Raw genomic sequence first — 23,536 nt, 5'->3', positions numbered from 1 at the left:
ATAATGATGGCAAGACGACAAGCACGGCATTAAAAAAAAAGCAGGCGTTCAAGCCTGCTTGTGTATCTGCAATTTACATCGCCAGCGCTTTTTCCACCGCGCCAACGAGTTTCTTGTCGTCCGGCGTCACCTTGCTGGGGAAGCTTTCCACCACTTTACCGTGGCGGTCGATCAGGTATTTGTGGAAATTCCAGGCCGGGGTCTTGCCCGTCTGCTTGATCAGGTCCACATACAGCGGGTTCGGATTGGGGCCGGAGACGACGGACTTCGAAAACATGGGGAACTTCACGCCATAGGTGTTGTAGCAGAAATCGGCGATTTCCTTGCTGTTGCCCGGCTCCTGCTTGCCGAAATCGTTCGACGGGAAACCCAGCACCACCAGGCCCTTGCTGCCGTACTTGGCGTACAGCGCCTCGAGACCTTCATATTGATTGGTAAAACCGCAATAACTGGCCGTATTGACGACCAGCACGACCTTGCCTGCGTACTGGCACAGGTTTTGCGGCGCTTCATCCTGCAGGCGGTTGAAGGTCTGCTTGAGGATGGCGGGGCAGGCGGCCGGAGCTATGGCAGCTGGCGCGGTTTCGGCGGCATGGGCCGGCATGGCCAGGCTGGCGCCGGCGGCAAGGGTGGTAAGCGCAAACAGCTGGGCAAGGGTCTTGGACATGAGGGGCACCATGGTTGAACGGAAAAAAACCATTCTATGTCAAACGCCGCGCGCGCGTACAAGACGGACAACAACAGCGATAGCTTGAGCGACATCAACGACGGTGCAGTACTTGCCCAGCGCACAGTTTTTTTACCTATGCTCGGCCTTCCTGTCCCTGCCTTGTGGAGTTGCCATGCCCTTCCCTCACCTGACCGCATTACCCACCGCCCTGCTGGCCGCCAGCCTGCTCATCCTGGCGCCAGCCAGCACGCACGCCGCCACGACGGCCAAAGCCGCCAAGCCCGCCGCAACCAAGGACGCCCCCGCCCTGCCCGCCTACCAGGCCGATCTGAGCCAGACCACCGTGTCCGGCCTGTCCTCGGGCGGCTTCATGGCGGCGCAGTTTGCCGTCGCCTACTCGGCCACCGTCGCCGGCGCCGGCATCATCGCGGGCGGCCCGTATTTCTGCTCGGGCCAGCCGGGCCGCTTCCCGTATATTCCCTACCTGACGAATGCCCTGACCACTTGCATGAATCCGGGCAGCGCGCAAGTGGCGCCGCCCGTCGCCAGCGAATTGCTGCGCGCGGCGAACGATTTTGCGCGCGAACGTCTCATCGATGACACGGCCAACCTGAAACGCCAGCGCGTGTATCTGTTCAGCGGAACGAAAGACCAGACCGTGACGCGGCCGGTGGTGGAACAGGTGGGGAAATTCTATCAACTGGCAGGCACGCCGGCGGCGCAGATCCGCTTCGTCGACACGCTAGGCGCGGGCCACGCCATTTTGACCGACAGCAATCAGGACAAGCCGTGCGCCGTGACGGAGTCGCCGTTCATCAACGACTGCGACTACGTCCAGGCGCGCGACATCCTGCAGCACCTGTACCCGGACCTGCAACCGTCGTCGACCACCCTGACGGGCAAGCTGATCGCCTTCAACCAGCGCAGCTTCATCCAGAACGCGTATTCGAGCATGAACAATACGGGCTACGCCTACATCCCGAAAGCGTGCGACAGCGAGAGCTGCCGCGTGCACGTGGTGTTCCACGGCTGCCTGCAAACGACGCAGGCGATCGGCGACCGTTTCTATACCAGCACCGGCTACAACCAGGTGGCGGACGCCAACAAGATCATCGTGCTGTATCCGCAGGCCGAACCGAGCCCCGTCTATCCGTACAACCCGAAAGGCTGCTGGGATTTCTGGGGCTACACCAGCATCAACCCGATCGACCCGGATTTCTACCGCAAGAGCGGCACGCAGATGGAAGCGGTCAAGGGCATGCTGGACCGCCTCGCCGCGCGCCGCGGCTCGCGTTAAGCGGCCTTAGATGCCGCCCATGCAGATGTACTTGATCACGAGGTAGTCTTCGATACCGTAGGTCGATCCTTCACGGCCCAGGCCCGATTGCTTGACGCCGCCGAAGGGGGCGATCTCGTTCGAGATCAGGCCCGTGTTGACGCCGACCATGCCCGTTTCCAGGCCTTCTGCCACGCGCCAGATGCGGCCGATGTCGCGCGAATAGAAGTAGGCGGCCAGGCCGAATTCCGTGTTGTTGGCCAGGGCGATGACTTCATCGTCCGTCTTGAAGCGGAACAGGGGCGCCAGCGGGCCGAAGGTTTCCTCGGTGGCCACGCGCATGTCGTTCGTCACGTCGGCGATGATGGTCGGCTCGAAGAAGCCGTTGCCCAGCGCATGGCGCTTGCCGCCGGCCAGCAGGCGGCCGCCCTTGCCCAGCGCGTCGGCCACGTGCTCTTCCACCTTGGCGACGGCCTTCGCATCGATCAGCGGGCCTTGCGTGACGCCCGCCTCGATGCCATTGCCGACTTTCAGCTTGGCCACAGCAGCCACCAGCTTGTCGGCAAACGCGTCATACACGCTGTCCTGCACGTACAGGCGGTTGGCGCACACGCAGGTCTGGCCCGCGTTGCGGTATTTCGAGGCGATGGCGCCTTCCACGGCCGCATCCAGGTCGGCGTCGTCGAAGACGATGAACGGCGCATTGCCGCCCAGTTCCAGCGACAGTTTCTTGATCGTCGGCGCGCACTGTTCCGCCAGCAAACGGCCCACCTGGGTCGAGCCCGTAAACGTCAGCTTGCGCACGATGGGGTTCGATGTCATTTCGCCGCCGATGTCTTTCGGCGCGCCCGTGACGATGCTGAACACGCCCGCCGGCACGCCCGCGCGCTCGGCCAGCACGGCCAACGCCAGCGCGGAAAACGGCGTTGCCTCGGCCGGTTTGAGGACCATCGGGCAGCCGGCGGCCAGGGCCGGGCCGACCTTGCGCGTGATCATGGCAGCAGGGAAATTCCACGGCGTGATGGCGGCGCACACGCCGATCGGCTCCTTGGTGATGACCAGGCGGCGGTCGGGCCACGGCGATTGCAGGGTATCGCCTGCAACGCGCTTGCCTTCTTCGGCAAACCACTCGATGAACGAGGCGCCGAACTGCACTTCGCCCTTCGCTTCCGGCAAGGGCTTGCCCTGCTCGGTGGTCATGATCAGCGCCAGGTCGTCGGCGTTTTCCAGGATCAGGTCATGCCAGCGGCGCAGCACGGCCGCGCGCTCCTTGGCCGTCTTCTTGCGCCAGGCGGGCCAGGCGGCATTGGCCGCCTCGATGGCGCGGCGCGTCTCGGCCGCGCCCATCAGGGGCACCGTGCCGATATGCTCGCCGGTGGCGGGATTGCTCACATTAATCGTCTGGCCACCATCGGCATCCGCCCAGGCTCCATTCACGTAAGCCTGGTGACGCAACAAGGTAGGATCTTTCAACTGCAGCATATGGATCTCCGGTCTGGTTTGAATTATCGACGAGGGATACTATGCCACAGCGCGGCCGATTCCGCAGGCGATGGGCGGAACTACTCGACCTTGAAAGACGACAGTTTCGGGTCCGGCGCCGGGTATTCGAGTTTCATGGCCTGCAGCGTTTCCAGCAGTAGCGAGGCCACCACCAGGTTGCGCTGCGTTTTGGAATTCGATGGCACGACGTACCACGGCGCGTGATCGGCATCGGTCTCGCGGATCGCCGTTTCATAGGCGCGCTGGTAGCCATCCCACTTCTTGCGCTGGGCGATATCGTTGGGATCGAACTTCCACTGGCGGTCGGGATCGTCGAGCCGCTCCTGCAGCCGTCCCCGCTGCTCGTCTTTCGAAATATGCAGGAAGACTTTCAGGATGACGGTGCCCGTCTCGCTCAGCATGCGCTCGAAATCGCGGATCTGCGCGTAGCGGCGCTGGCATTCGGCCTTGTCGATCATGTCCTGCACGCGCGTGATCAGCACATCCTCGTAATGGCTGCGGTTGAAGATGGCGATCTCGCCCTTCACCGGCACGTGCTGATGCACGCGCCACAGGTAATCGTGCGCCAGTTCGATATCGGTGGGGCCCTTGAACGCCACGGCGCGGATGCCCATCGGGTTGATATTGCTGAAGATGGCCTTCACCGTGCCATCCTTGCCCGAGGTATCCATGCCCTGCAGGACCAGCAGCACCTTCTTTTTGTGCTGCGCGTACAGCATGCTCTGGCACTCGGCGATCTGCGCCGTCAACGCCACGGTTTCCTCGCGGTCCAGGGCCTTGCACTGGGCTGGGGTCAGCTTCTTGTTGGCCGCCTTGGTGGCCGCGCCCAGCAGGCGCTTGCCGGCGAATTCCTCGTTCAGATCAAAACCTTTGCCGGCCCGGAATTGCGTGCGCGCCTTCATGCCGCCACCGCCAGCTTGCGGTGCTCGATTTTTGTGCAATGGTCCATCACCACGTCCAGGCCCGCCGCCCGCGCCAGCTGCGCCGCCTCCTCATTGATGACGTCGAGCTGCAGCCACAGGCAGCCCGCCTTGACGGCGATGGCTTCCTCGGCGATGGGCAGGATATCTGCCGGCTTGCGGAAGCAGTCGACGATGTCGATGCGCGCCGGCGCGACAGCCGCCGCGGCCTGCGCCAGGGTGGCATAGGCGCGCTGGCCCAGCACGTCGCGCCCGGCCAGGGCCGGATTGACGGGCAACACGCGGTAGCCCTGCCGCAGCAGGTAATCGGCCACTTCGTGGCTGGCGCGTTCAGGCTTGTCGGACATGCCGACGATGGCGATGATGCGGCTGTCTTGCAGGATGCGGGCGATGTTGGGCATATTCTGGTCTATGAGGCGTGCGACATTGCCCGCCTAGCGTAGCAGATTCCCGTCCCGCCGGGAGCTAGCCAGAAGACTTAGAGCCTATCCCGGTAGGGAGCGTCTTCTGCTGGCAACGCATCAGGAGCGCGGACAAGGCGTGAGGAGGACGCGTGGCGAGCCACGCGACGACGATCAACGCAGTCCCCGCTCCTGAGGGGCGTCAGCAGGGGATGTATTCATCTACTGGGATAGGCTCTTAGCCATACGCACGGCCGCCATCTGCGCCACGAAAGCTTGCGCGCGCGCCGTCACGGCCGCGTAATCTCCCGTGGCGCCCGGGCCACTGAGGCTGCTGCCGATGCCCACGGCCACGGCGCCGCTGGCAAACCATTCCGGCAGGTTCTCCACCGTCACGCCGCCCGTCGGCATCAGCGGCGCTTGCGGCAACGGGGCGCGCAGGGCCTTGATATAGGCGGGGCCGAACATCTCGGCGGGGAAGACCTTGACGATGTCGGCGCCCGCCTGCAGGGCCGTGACGATCTCCGTCGGCGTCATCGCCCCCGGCATGGACAGCACCTGGTAGCGCTGGCACAGCGTAATCGTCTCCACGTTCACGCCGGGCGAGATGATGAACTGCGCGCCGGCCAGGATGGCGGCGCGCGCCGTCTCCGTATCGAGCACCGTGCCCGCGCCCAGCAGCACGTCAGGACCATGGCGTTCGCGCAAGGTGCGCAGCACGCCCAGGGTATCGGGCGTGGTGAACGCCACTTCCAGCGCCGTGATGCCGCCGGCGATGCACGCCTCGGCGATCTGCACGGCCGCCTGCGCCGAATTGGCGCGCACGATGCCGACCATGCCCCGCCCGAGGATGCCATTGAAAACCATGTGCTTTTGCATCGGCTCTCTCCTGTCAGGCCGGCAGGGCGCCAAAGCGCACTTCCGGCAAACCGCGCACGCCCACCTGGCGCGCATGAAACAATCCGCCGGCCAGCGGTTCGCCCGCCAGCTGGACCGGGGTCAAGCTTTCCTGCGCCGTCGTGACGAACAATTCATCGTAATGCGGGCCGCCCAGGCTGACGCAGCTGGGCTGCGAGACGGGCAAGGCTATCGCCCGTTCGACGCTGCCGTCCGGCGCGAAGCGCAAGACCCTGCCCGCGCCCCACTGCGCGCTCCACAAGTGGTCATCCGCATCGATGGTGGCGCCGTCGGCGGCGCCCGGCCCCGGATCGAGCACGGCAAACACACGTACCCGGCTGGCGTCGCCGCCCAGGTAATCATCCCAGCGGTAGATCGCCTTCTTCATCGAATCGCAAAAATACATGGCCGTGCCATCGACGCTGAAGCAGATGCTGTTCGAGATGGCGATCTGCGGCAGCGGCAGCCGTTCCAGGCTCAAGTCCAGGTTGAGGCGGTAGAAGCTGGCGATCGCATCGCGGCACGGGCGCTCATCGAGCGTGCCGAAGACAAAGCGTCCCTGGCGGTCGCAGCGGCCATCGTTCAGGCGCGTCATGGGCAGGTCGCCCTCCACCGTATGCAAGGGCGTGACGGCCCCGCTGCACGCGTCAAACCACGCCAGGCGCGAGGCCAGTCCCAGCAACAGGATGTCGTCGCGGTCCGTCAGCGCGAAACAGGCCAGGCGCTCGGGCATGTCCCAGCGCTGGCGCTCCCCCGTGGCCAGCACCAGCGCATGCAGCTGGCAGCCTTCGATATTCGTCCAGAAAACGCGGCCGCTGCGTTCGCACCAGCGCACACCCTCGCCCAGGAAATTCTGCGCATCGACCAGTAATTGGGCCTGTGTCCCCATGTCTATTCCTTCTTTCAGTGAGATTCGCGTGGTACTGCCGAACCACGGCAGCCGACGAGGAAGTCCAGATCCGCGCCTTCGTCGGCCTGCGTCACGTGCTTGATGTACATGGACTGGTAGCCGCCCTTCATGGCCGGCTCGGGGGCGCGCCATTCTGCGCGCCGGCGCGCCAGCTCGGCCTCGTCGACGTCCAGGTGCAAGCGCCGTCCCGCCACGTCCAGTTCGATCATGTCGCCGTCGCGCACCAGCGCCAGCGGCCCGCCCACGGCCGCTTCCGGCGCCACGTGCAGCACCACCGTGCCGTAGGCCGTGCCGCTCATGCGCGCGTCCGAGATGCGCACCATGTCGCGCACGCCCTGCTCCAGCAGTTTTTTCGGCAATCCCATATTGCCCACCTCGGCCATGCCAGGGTAGCCCTGCGGGCCGCAATTTTGCAGCACCATCACGCAGCTGGCATCGATATCGAGCGCGGGATCGTCGACGCGCTTTTTGTAATGCTCGATGCTGTTGAAGACGACGGCGCGGCCACGGTGCTGCATCAGCTCGGGCGACGCGGCCGAGGGCTTGATGACGGCCCCGCGCGGGGCCAGGTTGCCCTGCAGGACGGCGATGCCGCCTTCGTCCTTGAATGGCTGCGCCAGCGGCGTGATCACTTCGGGATTGAAATTTTCCGCCTCGGCCACGTTGACGGCCATGCTGGCGCCCGTGACGGTGAGCGCCCCGCCATGCAATTTGCCCAGCAAGTCGCGGATGATCACGGGCAGGCCGCCCGCATAATAAAAATCTTCCATCAGGTACTGGCCCGACGGCATCAGGTTGAGCAAACAGGGAATGTCGCGGCCCAGGCGGTCCCAGTCGCCCAGGCGCATGTCCACGCCGATGCGCCCGGCAATGGCCAGCAGGTGGATCACGGCATTGGTCGAGCCGCCGATGGCGCCGTTGACCATGATGGCGTTTTCAAACGCTTCGCGCGTGAGGATCTGCGACAGTTTCAGGTCTTCATGCACCATGTCGACGATGCGCCGGCCCGTCAGCTGCGCCTGCAGCTTGCGGCGCGCATCGACGGCGGGAATGGCCGCGTTGCCGGGCAGGGTCACGCCCAGCGCTTCGACCATGCTGGCCATGGTCGATGCCGTGCCCATGGTCATGCAGTGGCCGGCGGAGCGCGACATGCACGATTCGGCCTGCTTGAATTCGTTTGAGGTCATGCGCCCGGCGCGCACGTCTTCGGAAAACTTCCACACGTCCGTGCCCGAGCCGATCGGCTTGCCCCGGTAATTCCCGTTCAGCATGGGGCCGCCAGACAGCACGATGGTGGGCAAGTCCACGCTGGCCGCGCCCATCAGCAGCGCGGGAGTGGTCTTGTCGCAGCCCGTCAGCAGCACCACGCCGTCGATGGGGTTGGCGCGGATCGATTCTTCCACATCCATGCTGGCCAGGTTACGGAACAGCATGGCCGTCGGGCGCAGATTCGTCTCGCCCAGCGACATGACGGGAAATTCGACGGGAAAGCCGCCCGCTTCGAGCACGCCGCGCTTGACCATCTCGGCCAGGTCGCGGAAATGGCCATTGCAGGGCGTCAGTTCGGACCAGGTATTGCAGATGCCGATGACGGGACGGCCATCGAAAGCGTCGCCGGGATAGCCCTGGTTCTTCATCCAGCTGCGGTGAATGAAACTGTCCTTGTCGTCGCCGCCAAACCACGCTTGCGAACGCAAGGGACGCTTGTTCTTGTTGCTGCTCATACTGTCTCCTGCGGGGAAATCAAGCCGCGCGCGGCGGCGATCAGCAGCGCACCGTGACCGGCCAGATAGTCTTGCTGCTGGTCGTCGACGATGATGCGCTTGCCATAAAAAAATCCGTGTTCTTCGATCAGCAAGCCGAGCGCCTGGCGCAGCATGGGCTTGCCCGTAATGACGAGCGGCGTATCGGGCCGCATCTGGATGGCGGTGCTGTTGCGCAGCGCCAGCAGGTCGCCGCTGAGGACGGCACCCATCAGGAAATTGGCCCGCTCATTGCATTCGATGGCGCTGAACTGGCCCAGGGTGCGCACGCTGAAGCAGGCGCGCGCCAGCCCCGTTTTTTGCGCCGCGGCCGCGCCGGCCAGCAGCATTTTCGGCACCAGGGTCTGGGCAAAACCGCCATCGACCGATTGCTTGATCAAGGTGTGCTGCGTGATCGCCTGCAGCAATTCCCCGGCGATGGTGGTGCTGCAGCCGAGGATGCGGCGCTGCTCGTCCACGCTGATCAATTTGGTATGCGAGCCGGGCATGATCAGGGTCGCCGCGCCGCGCAACTGCAGGCGCTCGAGCAGCGCGACGACTTCCGTCTCTTCGCCGCGCATCATGTCCATCGCTTCGACGTTATGCAGGCCGACGGCGCCATGCTGGTTGCGCACGCCGGGAATCAACCACAGGGGCTGCGCCAGCACGTCGGGCAAGTCCACCGCCTGCATGCCTTGCGCCAGCTGGGCCAGGCCGGCAGGCGCCGGCAGATGCGGCACTTCCTGCACACCCATGGGCGAACTGATCATGCCCGAAGCGAGCGCCAGGTCCACGGCCGACGGCGCGATGCCGGCGCTGGCCAGCACGCTGGCGATGGTGTCGCGCAGCGCCTGTTTCAGCGCGCCGTTATGGCCATCGATGGCGGTATTGCGCACGCCCGTTTCCAGCTGCGCCTGGGCGACGACGGCGCCGCCGCGCCACAGCAAGGTACGCGTATTGGTGGTGCCGGCATCGATGGTGAGTATGTTCATGGGCAGGTTGGCAGCGTCGGTAAGGGCAAAAATAAATGAGGGAAAAACTACCCCATGGTAGAACTGCCCCGCATATCTGACCAATCACTTATTTGACATCATTGATACCGGTTCGGATATGTCAAACGCATCGATATCCTGCACGCCCAAACGGTAGGCGAGCTGGAACCGCCTCACCTGTCCCGGCTGCAATTGCACGCCCTGCGCCAGCAGGGAAAAACAGCGCGCATCGGAATACAGATGACAGCTGTCCTGGGTGCTGGAAAAACGCAGGACGCGGCCGGAAGCGGGGTCGGCAACCCGCGCCGCCTCGCGCAGCTGGCCGCTGCCCGTCCAGTAAAAGTCATGCCGGAATCCCGCCGATTGCGCCAGCGCAGGCCAGGCCAGGCGTGAAGCAAGCGGTGCCGGCTGGCGGAAGTCAAACGCGCTGCCCGCCACGTCGAGCGGAGCGCTGCAAGAGTGGCCGCCAGGCCAGTAGCGGTCCGCTGCCAGACGCAGCACATGGTCTCCCACTGCAGCGCGGCCGCCCTGCAGATTGAAGCGGGGCGCGGCAAGCGCAAAACGGGAAACCGCATCGGCCGTGGCGGCGCAGTCGAGGTGCAAGCTGCCATCGTCGTCAAGCCGGTAGGCCAGTCGCACCGACAGGCCGTCCTGCGCCAGGCGCAGCAGCAAGCGGCCGTCGTCCGGCGGGTCGCACCGCCAGCCCGTGGACGCGTGCGCCGCAGAGGGTGCCGCGCCCAGCACGTCGGCCAGGCGGCCATAACGGTCGGGCGCCCACCAGGCCCGCACGCTGGCATCGTGCGCGTCGATGGCCACGCGCATGCCGCGCGCATTGCGCAGCAGATGCATCATGGCGCCTGCCCGGGCGCTGGCGGCGGCCGGCTGCGCTGCTGGAATTCGCGCGGCGTGCAGCCGAGTTCGCGCTTGAAGACGGCGTGCATGTACTGCACCGTGGTAAAGCCGCAACGCACGGCCACCTCGGCCACCTGTCCCGGCCCGCGCGCCAGCAGGGTCTTGGCCGCATCGAGCTTGAAATGCAGGATCTCGTCGTGCACGCTGCGCCCCAGCTCGTGGCGGAAGTGCGCTTCGAGCGAGGAGCGCGACACGCCCACGTAATCGGCCACCTGCTCCGTCTTGATGCCCTGGCAGGCGTACTGGCGGATGAAGTGGCGCGCCTGCATCACCTGCGGATGCTGGAAGGGCTGGTGGCGCGTGGACGCGAGCACGTTCAGGCCCGCCGGCGGCACGAGGATGCGCGTGCCGGACAGGCGCGCGCCGTTGAGCATCTGGTGCAGCAAATGCGCGGCCGTGCGGCCCATTTCCTCGGTGCCCTGGATCACGGAGCTCAAGGGAATGCGCGTGAGCATGCGCGCCAGCGGGTCGTTGTCGATGCCGATCAGGGCCACTTGCTCCGGCACGGCGATGCCCGCATGCATGCACGCTTGCAGCAACTGGCGCGCACGCGCGTCGCTCACGGCGATGATGCCGACGGGTTTTTCCAGGCTGTTGAGCCAGGCGATCTGCTGCTCCACCGCCTCGTCCCAAGACGGCGCGCTGGTGGCCACGCCCCGGTACACGTCGGCGCGCATGTGGTCGCGCTCCATCAGGGCGCAAAATGCCGTTTCGCGTTCCTGAGCCCAGCGGTTGACATCGGCCTCGGGCAGGCTGAAACAGGCAAAGCGGCTCAGTCCCGCTTCCACCAGGTGTTCATAGGCCAGCTTGACGATCTTGAAATTATCGGTCGCCACGTACGGGATGCCGGCCGGGTAATCGTCCTCGCGCGCATACGAGCCGCCCACGGCCACCACGGGCAGGCGGCTGTGCGCCAGCGCCGCGCAGACGGCGGGATCGTCGAAATCGGCGATGATGCCGTCTCCCTGCCAGCGCTCGATGCCGGGCAGGCGGCAGCGGAAGTCCTCTTCCAGGAACAGGTCCCACGACACGCGCGTGGTGTTCAGGTAGGCGGCGATGCCCGCGATGATGTCGCGGTCGTAGATCTTATTCCCGTTAAACAGCAGCGCGATCCGGTGCGCGGTCGGCATCTTCATGGTGTCTCCTCCCGTGCCAGATCGTTTCACGGCTATCTGCGTCCGGCTCGCGTGCTGACATCGACCCACACGGCGAGGGTGAGGATACTGCCTTTCACGATCATCTGCCAGTAGGTGTCCACGTCCAGCATGGACATGCCGTTATCGAGGCTGGCCATGACCAGCGCGCCGATCAGGGCGCCGTACACGGTGCCCGAGCCGCCGCGCATCGAGGTGCCGCCGATGAAGCAGGCGGCAATGGCGTCGAGTTCGCTGAAGGTGCCGGCGGACGGCGAACCGGCCGCCAGGCGGCCCGTGTTGATCAGGCCAGCGAGCGCGCACATCAGGCCCATGATGCCGAAGATCCACAGCTTGACGGCTTTGACGTTGATGCCGGACAGGCGCGTCGCTTCCATATTGCTGCCCACGGCGTAGATGCGGCGGCCGAACACGGTCTGGCTGGTGATGTAGCTGAACAGCCCCAGCAAGGCCAGCAACAGCAGCACGGGCAGCGGAATGCCTTCATAGCCGTTCAGGGTCCGCACGAAGGCATACAGCACGGCGCCGATGACGGCCAGGCGCAGGCCGTCGGCCCAGGGCGCCGTCTGCGGCAAGCCATGCTGGGCGCGGCTGGCGCGCGCGCGCCACGTCAGGAAGGCGGCCAGCAGGAACAGGCCGATGCCCAGCACGATGCCGGGCACCGCGGGCAGGTAGCCCTGTCCCAGGTAGACCATCGGCTCGGAGACGGGCGCGATCGTGATGCCGCCCGTGATGCCCAGCAGGATGCCGCGATACGCGAGCATGCCGCCCAGTCCCACGATGAAGGACGGGATGCCCCGGTACGCCGTCAGGTAGCCATTGAGCAGGCCGATCACCAGGCCGCAGCCCAGCACCGCCATCAGGTTCAGCGCCAGCGGCCAGTGCTGCGTGACGTCCAGCACGGCGGCGATGCCTCCCAGTAGCCCCAGCAGGGAGCCGATCGACAGGTCGATCTCGCCGGCGATAATCACCAGCACCATGCCGCAGGCGAGGATGCCGGTGACGGACATCTGGCGCAGCAGATTCGACAGGTTGCGCGGCGTGAGGAAGCTGCCCTCCGTTTTCCACGAAAAGAAGGCCCAGATCAGCGCCACGGCGATCAGCAGGGCCAGCATCTTGTATTGGGTGAACAGCTGTTTGATACTGTGCGGTTTCATGCTGCGGGTTCCTTGTTTGCGGTGTTGGCGGCGGGCGCCGGGCGCTGGTCGAGCGCCGCCGCCAGCACGGTTTCCTGGCTCAGGCCATCGTTGATAAAATCGCCGCGCAGGCGGCCTTCGCCCATCACCAGCACGCGGTCGGATACGCCCAGCACTTCGGCCAGTTCCGACGAGACCATGATGATGGCCACGCCCCGGTCGGCCAGCGCCAGCATCAGTTTGTAGATTTCATATTTGGCGCCCACGTCCACGCCGCGCGTGGGCTCGTCGAGGATCAGCACGCGCGGGCGCGTCAGCAGCATCTTGGCCAGCACGGCCTTTTGCTGATTGCCGCCCGACAGGCTGGTAATGGACAGCGACGGGCTGGCCGCCTTCAGTTCCAGCTGCGCGATTTCGCCGCGCACGGCCGTCAATTCCGCCTCGCCATCGATGCGCGTGGCGCGCGAAAATTCCTCCAGCACGGCCAGGGTGATGTTCTGCCCCACGTCCAGATCCGGCACGATGCCGTGATGCTTGCGGTCTTCCGGCACCATGGCCAGGCCCATGGCGATGGCCTTTTGCGGCGACGCAGTGTCGATGCGGCGGCCATCGAGCCACACTTCGGCCTGGCACGGCCCCTGGTAGGCGCCGAACAGGGCAGAGACGAGCTCCGTGCGCCCCGCCCCCACCAAGCCGGCGATGCCGAGGATCTCGCCCTTTCGCAGGGTGAACGACACATCGTCGACCCGCTTGCGCTGCGGGTTGTCGGCGTCGATGCAGCTTACGTGGCGCGCCTCGAACAGCACTTCGCCGATAGGTGCCGGCTGCGCACGCTGCGGATACAGCTGGCTCATTTCGCGGCCCACCATTTGCGCGATGATGCGCTCGACGTTCATCTGCGCCATCGGCGTGGTGGCGATATGCTTGCCGTCGCGGATGACGACGATGGTGTCGCAGATGGCCGCCACCTCATCGAGCTTGTGCGAAATATAGATGCAGGTGACGCCCTTGGCCTTCAGCGCGCGCAGGATATCGAGCAGCACGGCGATTTCCGACGCCGTCAGCGACGACGACGGCTCGTCGAGGATCAGCAGGCGCGCATTCTTGTTGAGCGCCTTGGCGATTTCCACCAGCTGCTGGTGGCCGCCGCCGTAATTCATCACGGGTTGCGCTACGTTCAGTTCGGGAATTTTCAGTTCGCGCAGCAGCTCGTCGGCGCGCTTGTACATGGCCGCGTAATGCATGCGCCCGCCGGGCAGGGTGAGCTCGCGGCCCATGAAGATATTCTCGGCCACGGACAGCTGCGGCACCAGCATCAGTTCCTGGTGGATGATGATGATGCCCGCGTCTTCCGTGTCGCGGATCGATTGCGCGCGCAGGGGCTGGCCATCCCACAGGATCTCGCCATCCCAGGTGCCGTGCGGGTACACGCCGGACAGCACCTTCATCAGGGTCGACTTGCCGGCGCCATTCTCGCCGCACAAGCCGATGCACTCGCCGGCCCGCACCTGCAGGTCGATGCCGTCGAGCGCGCGGACACCGCCAAACTGTTTGACGATGCCTTTCATTTCAAGCAGATAGTCGGACATGCTCACTCTCGTTGCGGATACGGGGGAAATGTCGGATTACGCGGCGCCCATGGCGCCGCTAATCCGACCTACGGTCGATGCGGACGGCCGACACCACCACCGGCGTTTCCGGAGCCGGCGATTGTCGGATAACGGCCGATGCGGGCAATCGTAGGTCGGCTTAGCGCGCAGCGCGTAAGCCGACAGCAAGCGGGTAATCAATTACCCAGCTGCGCCTTGGTATAGAAACCGTCGTCGATGAGAATGTTCACGTTCGCCTTGGTCAAGGGCGTGGGTTTGAGCAGCACCGTGCTGACTTTTTTCAGGCCGTTGTCATAGCTGGAGTTGTAGGCGGGCTTTTCATTGCGCGCCAGTTGCACGGCCAGCTTGGCCGCTTCGGCGGCGATGGTTTTCAAGGGTTTGTAGACGGTCATCGACTGCGTGCCGGCGATGACGCGTTTGACCGCCGCCAGATCGGCGTCCTGGCCCGAGACCGGCACCCTGCCGGCCAGTTTTTGCGCGGCCAGGGCCTGGATGGCGCCGCCGGCCGTGCCGTCGTTCGAGGCGACGATGGCGTCGATCTTGTTGCCGTTGGCCGTCAGCGCGTTTTCCACGATGGACAGCGCTTCGGTGGCGCTCCAGTCCTTCACCCACTGCTGGCCGACGATCTTGATATCGCCCTTGTCGATGAACGGTTTGAGCACCTTCATCTGGCCTTCGCGCAGCATCTTGGCGTTGTTGTCGGTGGGCGAGCCGCCCAGCAAATAGTAATTGCCCTTCGGCTGCAGCTTGGTCACGCCTTCGGCCTGCATCTCTCCCACTTTCTCGTTGTCGAACGAGATATACGCATCGATATCGGCGTTCAGGATCAGGCGGTCATACGACAACACCTTGATGCCGGCCTTTTTCGCTTCCTTGACGGTGTTGTTGAGCACAGTGGCGTTGAACGGCACGATCACCAGCACATCGACGCCGCGCGAGATCAGGTTTTCGATCTGCGAAATCTGGCGCTGCTCGCTGGCGTCGGCCGACTGCACGAAGACCTTGGCGCCCTGCTTTTCGGCGGCGGCGATGAAGAAATCGCGGTCGCGCGTCCAGCGTTCCACGCGCAAGTCGTCGATGGAAAAGCCGATCTTCGGGTTTTTCGCATCGGCCAGGGCGGCGCTGCTGCTCAATGCCAGCATGGCGGTCATGATGGCTGCACTGATGATCTTGTTCATTGTGTGTCTCCTTGTGGATTTTTTAGCTACATTTTTTAACTGCGGGTACTGCTGAAAAAATTTATGTCTGTGGTGGTGTCGGGTTACGCGCGAAGCGCTAACCCGACCTACGTGCTGCGACTGCTAATGGTTGTGGCGCGGCAGGGTCTGGCCCACGGCGCGGTATTTCAGGGCCAGCTCCATGCAGGCGCCCGTTTCCAGCTGGCCCACGCTGGCGCGGTAGATTTCCTGCCACGGCGTGGCGCTGTCGTTGACGGGCGGCGGCAGTTCCTGGGCGCGGCGCGCCAGTTCAGCCGCATCGACCAGCATGTCGCACTGGCCCCCGTTCAGGTCCACGCGGATGATGTCGCCCGTGCGCAGCAGCGCCAGGCCGCCGCCCACGGCGCTTTCCGGCGACGCGTTCAGGATCGAGGGGCTGTCCGAGGTGCCCGACTGGCGCCCGTCGCCCAGGGTCGGCAGGTTCAAAATGCCGGCCTTGAGCAAGGCGTCGGGCGGCTGCATGTTGACCACCTCGGCCGAACCGGGCCAGCCGACAGGGCCGGCGCCGCGCATGACCAGCATGCAGCTGTCGTCGATATTGAGCGCCGGGTCATTGATGCGCGCGTGATAGTCGCTTGAACCGTCAAAGACGATGGCGCGCGCCTCGAACACGCCCTCGCTGCCGGGACGCGACAGGTAGCGCTCGCGGAAAGCGGGCGAGATCACGCTGGTTTTCATGATGGCAAAATCGAACAGGTTGCCCTGCAAGGCCATGAAACCGGCCTTTTCCTTCAGCGGCGCGGCAAACGGGCGGATCATCTCGCGGTCCGCGCTCTCGCGGCCCTGCAAGTTGGCCGCCATGCTCTGGCCCGTGACCGTCAAGCGGTCCGCGTGCAGCAGGCCCGCCTGCTGCAGCTCCCACATCACGGCCGGCACGCCGCCGGCGCGGTGGAAACGCTCGCCCAGATACTTCCCGGCCGGCTGCATGTTCAACAGCAGCGGCACATCGTAGCCATGTTCCATCCAGTCGCTCGAATGCAATGCCACGCCCGCATGGCGCGCCATGGCCATCAGGTGCGGCTGGGCGTTGGTGGAGCCGCCGATGGCCGCGTTGACGATGATGGCATCCAAAAATGCCTCGCGCGTGAGGATGCTCGACGGGCGCACGTCGTCATGCGCCATGCCGACGATGCGGCACCCCGTTGCATAGGCGATCTGGCCCCGTTCGCGGTACGGCGCGGGGATGGCCGAGCAGCCCGTCAGCGACATGCCCAGCGCTTCGGCCAGCGCATTCATCGTCGATGCCGTGCCCATGGTGTTGCAGTGGCCGGCCGACGGCGCCGAGGCGGCGGCGATCTGCAGGAATTTGTCGTTGTCGATCAAGCCGGCGGACAGCTGGCGGCGGCCCTTCCAGATGGCCGCGCCGGAGCCGACCAGTTCGCCGTCCATCCAGCCGTCGAGCATGGGGCCGCCCGACAGCACGATGGCGGGAATGTCCACCGTGGCGGCGGCCATCAATTGCGCCGGCGTGGTCTTGTCGCAGCCCGTCGTCAGCACCACGGCGTCGATCGGATAGCCATGCAGGACCTCCACCAGGCCCAGATACGCGAGGTTGCGGTCCAACGCGGCCGTGGGACGGCGGCAGTTCTCGAAGATCGGGTGCAGCGGGAATTCCATCGGGATGCCGCCCGCGTCGCGGATGCCGTCGCGCACGCGCTGGGCCAGCTCCAGATGGATGCGGTTGCAGGGGCTGATATCGCTGCCGCTTTGCGCGATGCCGATGATGGGCCGGCCCGAGCGCAGTTCCTCGGCCGTGATACCGTAGTTCATGAAGCGCTCGAGGTACAGCGCCGTCATGTCGATGTGGTCGGGATTGTCGAACCAGTCCTGCGAGCGGAAGCGCCGCGCCTGGCGGTTGCCTGGGGTGCTCATGCGCCGTACCAGCCTGCGTCGACATAGTATTCGCGGCCCGCGCACTTGGCCGCGTTGTCGGACGCCAGGAACAGCGCCAGCGCCGCCACGTCTTCCGGCTCCACGCGCAGCTGCAGGCATTGTCCCTGCAGGATCACGGCTTCCGCTTCCGGCGTATGCCACAGCCGCTCCTGGCGCGGCGTGCGCACGGCGCCGGGAATGATGCAGTTGACGCGGATGCCGTCGGCACCCAGGTCGCGCGCCAGGCCGCGCGTCAGCCCTTCGATGCCGGCTTTCGCCGTCATGTAGATCGACAGGTTCGCCTGCGCCAGGTGCCAGGAAATCGAGCCGAGGTTGAGGATCACGCCGCTGCCCTTGGCGCGCATGGCCGGCGCCACTGCCTGGGCGCAGAAATACTGGTGGCGCAGGTTGACGGCCATGCGCTCGTCCCAGTAGGCGGGCGTGACGTCCTGCAGCTGGTGGCGGTCGTCATTGGCCGCGTTGTTGACGAGGATATCCGTGGCGCCCGCGCTGTGTGCGATCTCGGCGAAGGTGGCGGCCAGGGCGCCCAGGTCCGTCAGGTCGCAATAGCGGAAAACGGGCGGCTGCGCCAGGTGCGCCAGCTTTTCCTGCAGCGCCAGCGACGCTTCGCGGGCGATGTCGAGGAAGGTGACGTGGGCGCCCTGGAGCGCGAACGCCTCGACGATGGCCACGCCGATGCCGGTGCCGCCGCCCGTGATGACGACGCGTTTATCAGCCAGGCTGGGATAGGTTGCATGCTGCATGGTGTCTCTCTTTTCAAAAAATCGGATCAAAGCAAACCGCGTTGCGCCAGGTTCTGGTACAGCGCGCGCACGCCGAACGTCCAGGGGGCAATCGCATCGCAGCGCTGCACTTCGTTGACCAGCGCACCCAGCGCGGCGCTGGCAATCGTCACGCGGTCGCCCAGGTGGTGCGTGAAGCCGCCGCCTTGCGCGCCGCGGTCCTTCACGGGCGAGAACATGGTCCCGAGGAAGAGCATGAAGCCGTCCGGATACTGGTGGTACTGGCCTGCCGTCTGGCGCACCAGGTCGAGCGGATCGCGGCTGATTTCGCGCATGAAGCTGGCGCCTTCGAGCACAAAGCCGTCGTCCGCGCCTTCGATCAGCAGCGACACTTCCGCCTGGCGTACGGTGTCGAGCGTGAAGTGCTCGTCGAACAGGCGGATGAAGGGGCCGATGGCGCAGGAGCCGTTGTTATCCTTGGCCTTGCCCAGCAAGAGGGCGCTGCGCCCTTCGATGTCGCGCAGGTTGACGTCGTTGCCCAAGGTCGCCCCCAGCACCTCGCCACGGCTGTTGACGGCCAGGACGATCTCGGGCTCCGGGTTGTTCCAGGCGGACGATGGCAGCAAGCCCACCTGCGCGCCGCAGCCCACCGACGACATCGGCTGCGCCTTGGTAAACACTTCCGCATCGGGGCCGATGCCCACTTCCATGTATTGCGACCAGGCGCCGCGTTGTTGCAGCTGCTGTTTCAAGCGCTGCGCCGCCTCCGAGCCGGGTTTTAATGCGGACAAGTCGCCGCCCAGCGTCGTTTGCAGCGCGGCGCGCAAGCTTGCCGCGCGCGCCGCGTCGCCGCCCGCCTGTTCCTCGATCACCCGTTCGAGCAGGCTGACGGCGAAGGTCACGCCGCAGGCCTTGACGGCCTGCAGGTCGCACGGCGCCAGCAGCAAAGGCTCGCCGGCCGGCGCGGCCAGCGCCTGCTCCAGCAGCGCCTGCACGGAGCCGAGCGCAGTGCCGGGCGCATGGCGGGCGATATCGAGCGCATCGCTGCGTTCGAACAGCTCGGCCACCGTCGCTACCGTTTGCGTGATGTCGACCACCTCGCCGCCGCGCACGGCAACGACGCAGGGGCCGTCGCGCCAGATACGGCCGATGAGGAGGGCCTGCGCAAGGTCGGTGGGCAACAGGGAGGCGGGGGAAATCGGCTGCATGGCAAGCTTTCAAAAGGTCGTGACGGGATGGCTGGTCTTCAAGTCCGGACCGATTCTGCGCGCCGCCCTGTGTCGCCGCAATTACGAAAATCACCAAATTGAATGATGATTATTGGTATTGCAGTGCACCAAAAAAAGCCGCCGCCCGGCCCCCGTTCCCGTCCTTTCCGCAGGCGGGAAAGCATGCAATGGCGCATCGCATCAATTGGCCTATCGATATCGTTTTGGATATCGGCTATGCGAAAAAAGTGATTGGTGAGGGATGGAGGGACAAACTAGTATCAGCCGTGGCCCGCAATCGGCCATTCGCACGGAGCCCGCCCGCTGGACGACGGCCCTGGCACATTCAACTATCGAAGACGGTGGAGACCTGAAATGAAAACAACAATGAAAATGCTGACCGCGAGCCTGGCGCTGGCCATCTCCGGCATGGCGGTAATGCCCGTGGCAAGCGCCGCAGACAAGGGCGCGATCGGCATCTCGATGCCGACCAAGTCGTCCATGCGCTGGATCGCCGACGGCGACAACATGGTCAAGGTATTCAAGGAGCGCGGCTACAAGACGGACTTGCAGTTTGCCGACGACGATATCCCGAACCAGCTGGCGCAGGTGGAAAACATGATCACCAAGGGCGCCAAGGTGCTGGTGATCGCCGCCATCGACGGCACCACCTTGTCGAACGTGCTGCAAAAGGCGGCCGACAAGGGCATCAAGGTCATTTCGTATGACCGTCTGATCCGCGGCACGAAAAACATCGATTACTACGCCACCTTCGACAACTTCCAGGTCGGCGTGCTGCAAGCGGGCTATATCGAATCGGCGCTGAAACTCAAGGAAGGCAAGGGTCCGTTCAATATCGAACTGTTCGGCGGCTCGGCCGACGACAACAATGCGCACTTCTTCTACAACGGCGCGCTGTCGGTCCTGAAACCGTACATCGACAGCGGCAAGCTGGTGGTGCGTTCGAAGCAGATGGGCATGGAAAAGGTCGCCACCCTGCGCTGGGACGGCGCCGTGGCGCAGGCCCGCATGGACAACCTGCTCAGCGCCTACTACGGCAATGCGCGCGTCGACGCGGTGCTGTCGCCGTATGACGGCTTGAGCATCGGCATCCTGTCCTCGCTCAAGGGCGTCGGCTACGGCACGCCGAAGCAACCGTTCCCCGTCGTGACGGGCCAGGATGCGGAAATCCCGTCGGTGAAATCGATCATCCGCGGCGAACAGGCATCGACCGTGTTCAAGGACACGCGCGAACTGGCCAAGGTGACGGCGAACATGGTCGACGCGATGATGAGCGGCAAGACGCCGACCGTCAACGATACCAAGACCTATAACAACGGCGTGAAGGTCGTGCCGTCCTACCTGCTGAAACCGGTCACCGTCGACAAGGCGAACTGGAAGCAGGTGCTCGTCACCGGCAGCGGCTACTACACGGAAGCGCAAGTGAAATAAGCATCCAAGGTACTGAAGGCCCGGCACTGCCGGGCCTTTCGCTTCACGCACGATCAAGAACAAGACTGCCGCACGGCCGCTGCCCACCAGCGCGGCCGTGCCAGAGAGGTTATATGACGAACACTATCCTGGAAATGCGCGGGATACGCAAAACATTCCCGGGCGTCGTTGCGCTCGACAATGTCAACCTGCGGGTACGCAGCGGCGAGATCCACGCCATCGTCGGCGAAAACGGCGCCGGCAAATCGACCCTGATGAAAGTGCTGAGCGGCGTCTACGGCCATGGCAGCTATACGGGCGACATCGATTACCTGGGCCAGACGCGGCACTTCCGCGGCATCAAGGACAGCGAAGAAATCGGCATCATCATCATCCACCAGGAACTGGCGCTGGTGCCCCAGCTGTCGATCGCCGAGAATATCTTCCTCGGCAACGAACCGTCCCGCATGGGCGTCATCGACTGGGAATACGCGCAAGCGAAGACGCGCGAACTGCTGCAGAAAGTCGGCCTGAAGGAGTCCCCGGACACCCTGATCACCAATCTGGGCGTGGGCAAGCAGCAGCTGATCGAGATCGCCAAGGCGCTGTGCAAGGACGTCAAGCTGCTGATCCTCGACGAGCCGACGGCCAGCCTGAACGAGAGCGACAGCGCGGCCCTGCTCGACCTGCTGCTGGGCCTGAAAGCCCAGGGCATCGCCTCGATCCTGATTTCGCACAAGCTCAATGAAATTTCACGGGTCGCCGATGCCATCACGGTGCTGCGCGACGGGAACACGGTCGACAGTTTCGACTGCCGCACGGAGCCCGTCAGCGAAGACCGCATCATCGAAAAGATGGTCGGGCGCGAAATGGCCGACCGCTATCCGCCGCGCACGCCCACCATCGGCGAGACCATTTTCGAAGTGCGCGACTGGCGCGTCTTCCATCCCGAGCATGCCGACCGCCCCGTCATCAAGGGCATCAATATGCACGCGAAAAAGGGCGAGATCATCGGCATCGCCGGCCTGATGGGCTCCGGGCGCACGGAACTGGCGATGAGCCTGTTCGGCCGCGCCTACGGCCAGCGCATCAGCGGCACGGTGCTCAAGCACGGCCAGGAGATCGACGTCAGCACCATCGGCAAGGCGATCGCGCACGGCCTCGCCTATGTCACGGAAGACCGCAAGGGCCTGGGCCTGATCCTCGAGGAAGACATCCAGAAGAACACCAGCCTGGCCAACCTGGACGCGATTTCGCGGCACATGGTGATCGACGAACAGCGTGAATTCGGCGTGGCCGAGGAGTTCCGCCGCAAGCTCAAGACCCGTTGCTCGAGCGTGGCGCAGAAGGTGGTCAACCTGTCCGGCGGCAACCAGCAGAAAGTGGTGCTGGCGAAATGGCTGTTTTCGCGCCCCGACGTGCTGATCCTCGATGAACCGAGCCGCGGCATCGACGTGGGCGCCAAGTACGAGATCTACAGCATCATCAGCGAGCTGGCCGCCGAAGGCAAATGCATCATCATGATTTCCTCGGAAATGCCGGAATTGCTGGGCATGTGCGACCGGATCTATGTCATGAACGAAGGCCGCTTCGCGGCAGAACTGAGCGCGGCAGAAGCATCGCAGGAACGCATCATGCGCGCGATCGTTACACACGGAGAAAACAATGGACAATAAACTGACAGCAGGCGCGCCGGCAGCAGCGCCAGCGGCCGCGCCGCAAGCGAAAAGCTATGCCGGCTTCTTGAAAAACAATATGCGCGACTACGGCATGCTGCTCTCGCTGATCGTCATCATGGGCTTTTTCCAGTACATGACGGACGGCACCCTGATGCAGCCGCTGAACCTGACGAACCTGGTGCTGCAAAACAGCTACATCGTCATCATGGCGCTGGGCATGCTGATGGTCATCGTGGCCGGCCATATCGATTTATCCGTCGGCTCGGTGGTCGGCTTCGTCGGCGCGCTGGCCGCCGTCCTGATCGTCAACTACCACATGCATTTTGTCGCCGCCAGCATCCTCTGCCTGCTGGCCGGTGCCGTCATCGGCGGCGCGCAAGGCTATTTCGTCGCCTTCTTTAAAATCCCGTCCTTCATCGTCACCCTGGCCGGCATGCTGGTGTTCAAGGGCCTGACCCTGGCGCTGCTGGCAGGCCAGTCGGTCGGCCCCTTCCCGGAAGGCTTCCAGATGCTCAGCTCGGGCTTCCTGCCCGACCCGTTCGGCGGCGACAACCTGCGCGGCCTGTCGCTGCTGCTGGGCGTGATCGCCGCCGCGGCGCTGATTGTCACCTCGCTGCGCAGCCGCGCCAAGCAACTGAAACACGGCATGGAAAACGAGCCGCGCGCCTTCTTCCTGCTGAAAAACGCCATCTTCGCCGCCGTGATGGTGTATTTCAGCTATCTGCTGGCGTCGTACCGCGGCTTTCCCAACGTGCTGGCCGTGATGTCGCTGCTCATCGTCGCCTATACCTTCATCACCAACCGCACCGTGCTGGGCCGCCGCGTGTACGCCGTGGGCGGCAACGAAAAGGCGGCGCGCCTGTCGGGCATCAAGACGGAGCGGGTCAGCTTCTACACCTTCGTCAACATGGGCATGCTGGCCGCGCTGGCCGGCCTGATCTTCGCGGCGCGCCTGAACACGGCCACGCCGAAGGCGGGCACGGGCTTCGAGCTGGACGTGATCGCCGCCTGCTTCATCGGCGGCGCCTCGGCCTCGGGCGGCGTGGGCAAGGTGATGGGAGCCGTCATCGGCGCCTTCATCATGGGCGTGATGAACAACGGCATGTCCATCATGGGCATCGGCATCGACTACCAGCAAGTGATCAAAGGCCTGGTGCTGCTGGCGGCCGTGTTCATTGACGTGATTAATAAAAATAAATGAGAAGAACAAGGAAGCACAGGTTCGAGCCTTAGGGGGCTCTGGCCGGCGTTCGCGCCGGCCTT

At 64.7% G+C, this 23,536-nt stretch carries 20 protein-coding genes; 4 read left to right on the top strand and 16 right to left on the bottom strand.

Translation table 11 applies throughout. The features are described 5' to 3' along the window. Positions 1–73: 73 nt before the first annotated feature. Entirely contained in the window at positions 74–667 is a 594-nt protein-coding gene (locus AC3RCG_RS01800; protein WP_070219106.1) for a glutathione peroxidase, read from the bottom strand. Positions 668–842: 175 nt separating this feature from the next. On the opposite strand from AC3RCG_RS01800, the gene AC3RCG_RS01795 reads away from it, so the two are divergent. Then, positions 843–1,967 (top strand): extracellular catalytic domain type 2 short-chain-length polyhydroxyalkanoate depolymerase, encoded by a 1,125-nt coding sequence (locus tag AC3RCG_RS01795; protein WP_070288882.1) that lies wholly within the window; start codon positions 843–845, stop codon positions 1,965–1,967. A gap of 6 nt (positions 1,968–1,973) precedes the next feature. On the opposite strand, the gene gabD is transcribed toward AC3RCG_RS01795, so the two are convergent. The 15 genes from gabD to AC3RCG_RS01720 all read right to left on the bottom strand — a co-directional run bounded on the left by gabD (position 1,974) and on the right by AC3RCG_RS01720 (position 19,163). After that, positions 1,974–3,428, bottom strand: a complete 1,455-nt coding sequence (gene gabD, locus AC3RCG_RS01790; RefSeq protein ID WP_070218955.1) for an NADP-dependent succinate-semialdehyde dehydrogenase — start codon at positions 3,426–3,428, stop codon at positions 1,974–1,976. Between the two features lie 80 nt (positions 3,429–3,508). Next, positions 3,509–4,351 carry a PPK2 family polyphosphate kinase gene (locus AC3RCG_RS01785; RefSeq protein ID WP_121670809.1) on the bottom strand — a complete coding sequence of 281 codons (843 nt, stop codon included), beginning with the start codon at positions 4,349–4,351 and terminating at the stop codon, positions 3,509–3,511. Continuing rightward, entirely contained in the window at positions 4,348–4,770 is a 423-nt protein-coding gene (locus tag AC3RCG_RS01780) for a CoA-binding protein (RefSeq protein WP_070288883.1), read from the bottom strand. Before AC3RCG_RS01780 ends, AC3RCG_RS01785 begins: the two co-directional genes overlap by 4 nt. Positions 4,771–4,992: 222 nt before the next feature. Further along, entirely contained in the window at positions 4,993–5,649 is a 657-nt protein-coding gene (locus tag AC3RCG_RS01775) for a bifunctional 2-keto-4-hydroxyglutarate aldolase/2-keto-3-deoxy-6-phosphogluconate aldolase (RefSeq protein ID WP_070218953.1), read from the bottom strand. A gap of 13 nt (positions 5,650–5,662) precedes the next feature. Beyond that, positions 5,663–6,556, bottom strand: a complete 894-nt coding sequence (locus AC3RCG_RS01770) for an SMP-30/gluconolactonase/LRE family protein (RefSeq protein WP_070218952.1) — start codon at positions 6,554–6,556, stop codon at positions 5,663–5,665. Between the two features lie 14 nt (positions 6,557–6,570). After that, a complete protein-coding gene (gene araD / locus AC3RCG_RS01765; protein WP_070288884.1) occupies positions 6,571–8,301 on the bottom strand; it encodes an L-arabinonate dehydratase in 1,731 nt (576 codons plus the stop codon). Beyond that, positions 8,298–9,311, bottom strand: a complete 1,014-nt coding sequence (locus AC3RCG_RS01760) for a 2-dehydro-3-deoxygalactonokinase (RefSeq protein WP_070218950.1) — start codon at positions 9,309–9,311, stop codon at positions 8,298–8,300. The genes araD and AC3RCG_RS01760 overlap by 4 nt, the downstream gene beginning before the upstream one ends. 84 nt (positions 9,312–9,395) lie before the next feature. Continuing rightward, positions 9,396–10,163, bottom strand: a complete 768-nt coding sequence (locus AC3RCG_RS01755) for an aldose epimerase family protein (RefSeq protein WP_083287248.1) — start codon at positions 10,161–10,163, stop codon at positions 9,396–9,398. Beyond that, complete coding sequence (locus AC3RCG_RS01750; RefSeq protein WP_070218948.1) at positions 10,160–11,359, bottom strand: XylR family transcriptional regulator; 1,200 nt, start codon at positions 11,357–11,359, stop codon at positions 10,160–10,162. The genes AC3RCG_RS01755 and AC3RCG_RS01750 overlap by 4 nt, the downstream gene beginning before the upstream one ends. A 32-nt stretch (positions 11,360–11,391) precedes the next feature. Further along, positions 11,392–12,534, bottom strand: a complete 1,143-nt coding sequence (locus tag AC3RCG_RS01745) for a sugar ABC transporter permease (RefSeq protein ID WP_070218947.1) — start codon at positions 12,532–12,534, stop codon at positions 11,392–11,394. Continuing rightward, positions 12,531–14,102, bottom strand: coding sequence for a D-xylose ABC transporter ATP-binding protein (gene xylG, locus AC3RCG_RS01740; RefSeq protein ID WP_492402452.1), 1,572 nt, complete (start codon positions 14,100–14,102; stop codon positions 12,531–12,533). The genes AC3RCG_RS01745 and xylG overlap by 4 nt, the downstream gene beginning before the upstream one ends. A 197-nt stretch (positions 14,103–14,299) precedes the next feature. Then, positions 14,300–15,274 (bottom strand): D-xylose ABC transporter substrate-binding protein, encoded by a 975-nt coding sequence (gene xylF, locus AC3RCG_RS01735; RefSeq protein WP_492402559.1) that lies wholly within the window; start codon positions 15,272–15,274, stop codon positions 14,300–14,302. A gap of 150 nt (positions 15,275–15,424) precedes the next feature. Continuing rightward, positions 15,425–17,212, bottom strand: a complete 1,788-nt coding sequence (locus tag AC3RCG_RS01730; RefSeq protein ID WP_492402453.1) for an IlvD/Edd family dehydratase — start codon at positions 17,210–17,212, stop codon at positions 15,425–15,427. Then, positions 17,209–17,976: a D-xylose 1-dehydrogenase gene (gene xylB / locus AC3RCG_RS01725; protein WP_492402454.1), complete on the bottom strand. Its 768-nt coding sequence runs from the start codon at positions 17,974–17,976 to the stop codon at positions 17,209–17,211. The genes AC3RCG_RS01730 and xylB overlap by 4 nt, the downstream gene beginning before the upstream one ends. Positions 17,977–18,002: 26 nt before the next feature. Beyond that, a complete protein-coding gene (locus AC3RCG_RS01720) occupies positions 18,003–19,163 on the bottom strand; it encodes a fumarylacetoacetate hydrolase family protein (protein ID WP_492402455.1) in 1,161 nt (386 codons plus the stop codon). Positions 19,164–19,592: 429 nt separating this feature from the next. On the opposite strand from AC3RCG_RS01720, the gene chvE reads away from it, so the two are divergent. The 3 genes from chvE (at position 19,593) to mmsB (ending at position 23,474) form a co-directional block, all read left to right on the top strand. Then, entirely contained in the window at positions 19,593–20,615 is a 1,023-nt protein-coding gene (chvE, locus tag AC3RCG_RS01715) for a multiple monosaccharide ABC transporter substrate-binding protein (RefSeq protein WP_223278970.1), read from the top strand. 113 nt (positions 20,616–20,728) lie between these two features. Then, positions 20,729–22,270: a multiple monosaccharide ABC transporter ATP-binding protein gene (gene mmsA, locus AC3RCG_RS01710; RefSeq protein ID WP_230504318.1), complete on the top strand. Its 1,542-nt coding sequence runs from the start codon at positions 20,729–20,731 to the stop codon at positions 22,268–22,270. After that, on the top strand, positions 22,260–23,474 hold the full coding sequence (mmsB, locus tag AC3RCG_RS01705; RefSeq protein WP_492402456.1) for a multiple monosaccharide ABC transporter permease: 1,215 nt from the start codon (positions 22,260–22,262) through the stop codon (positions 23,472–23,474). Before mmsA ends, mmsB begins: the two co-directional genes overlap by 11 nt. Positions 23,475–23,536: the final 62 nt, after the last annotated feature.

Source organism: Janthinobacterium sp. GW823-FHT01H08, assembly GCF_058797855.1.
This window is presented reverse-complemented; position numbering and strand designations above follow the sequence as displayed.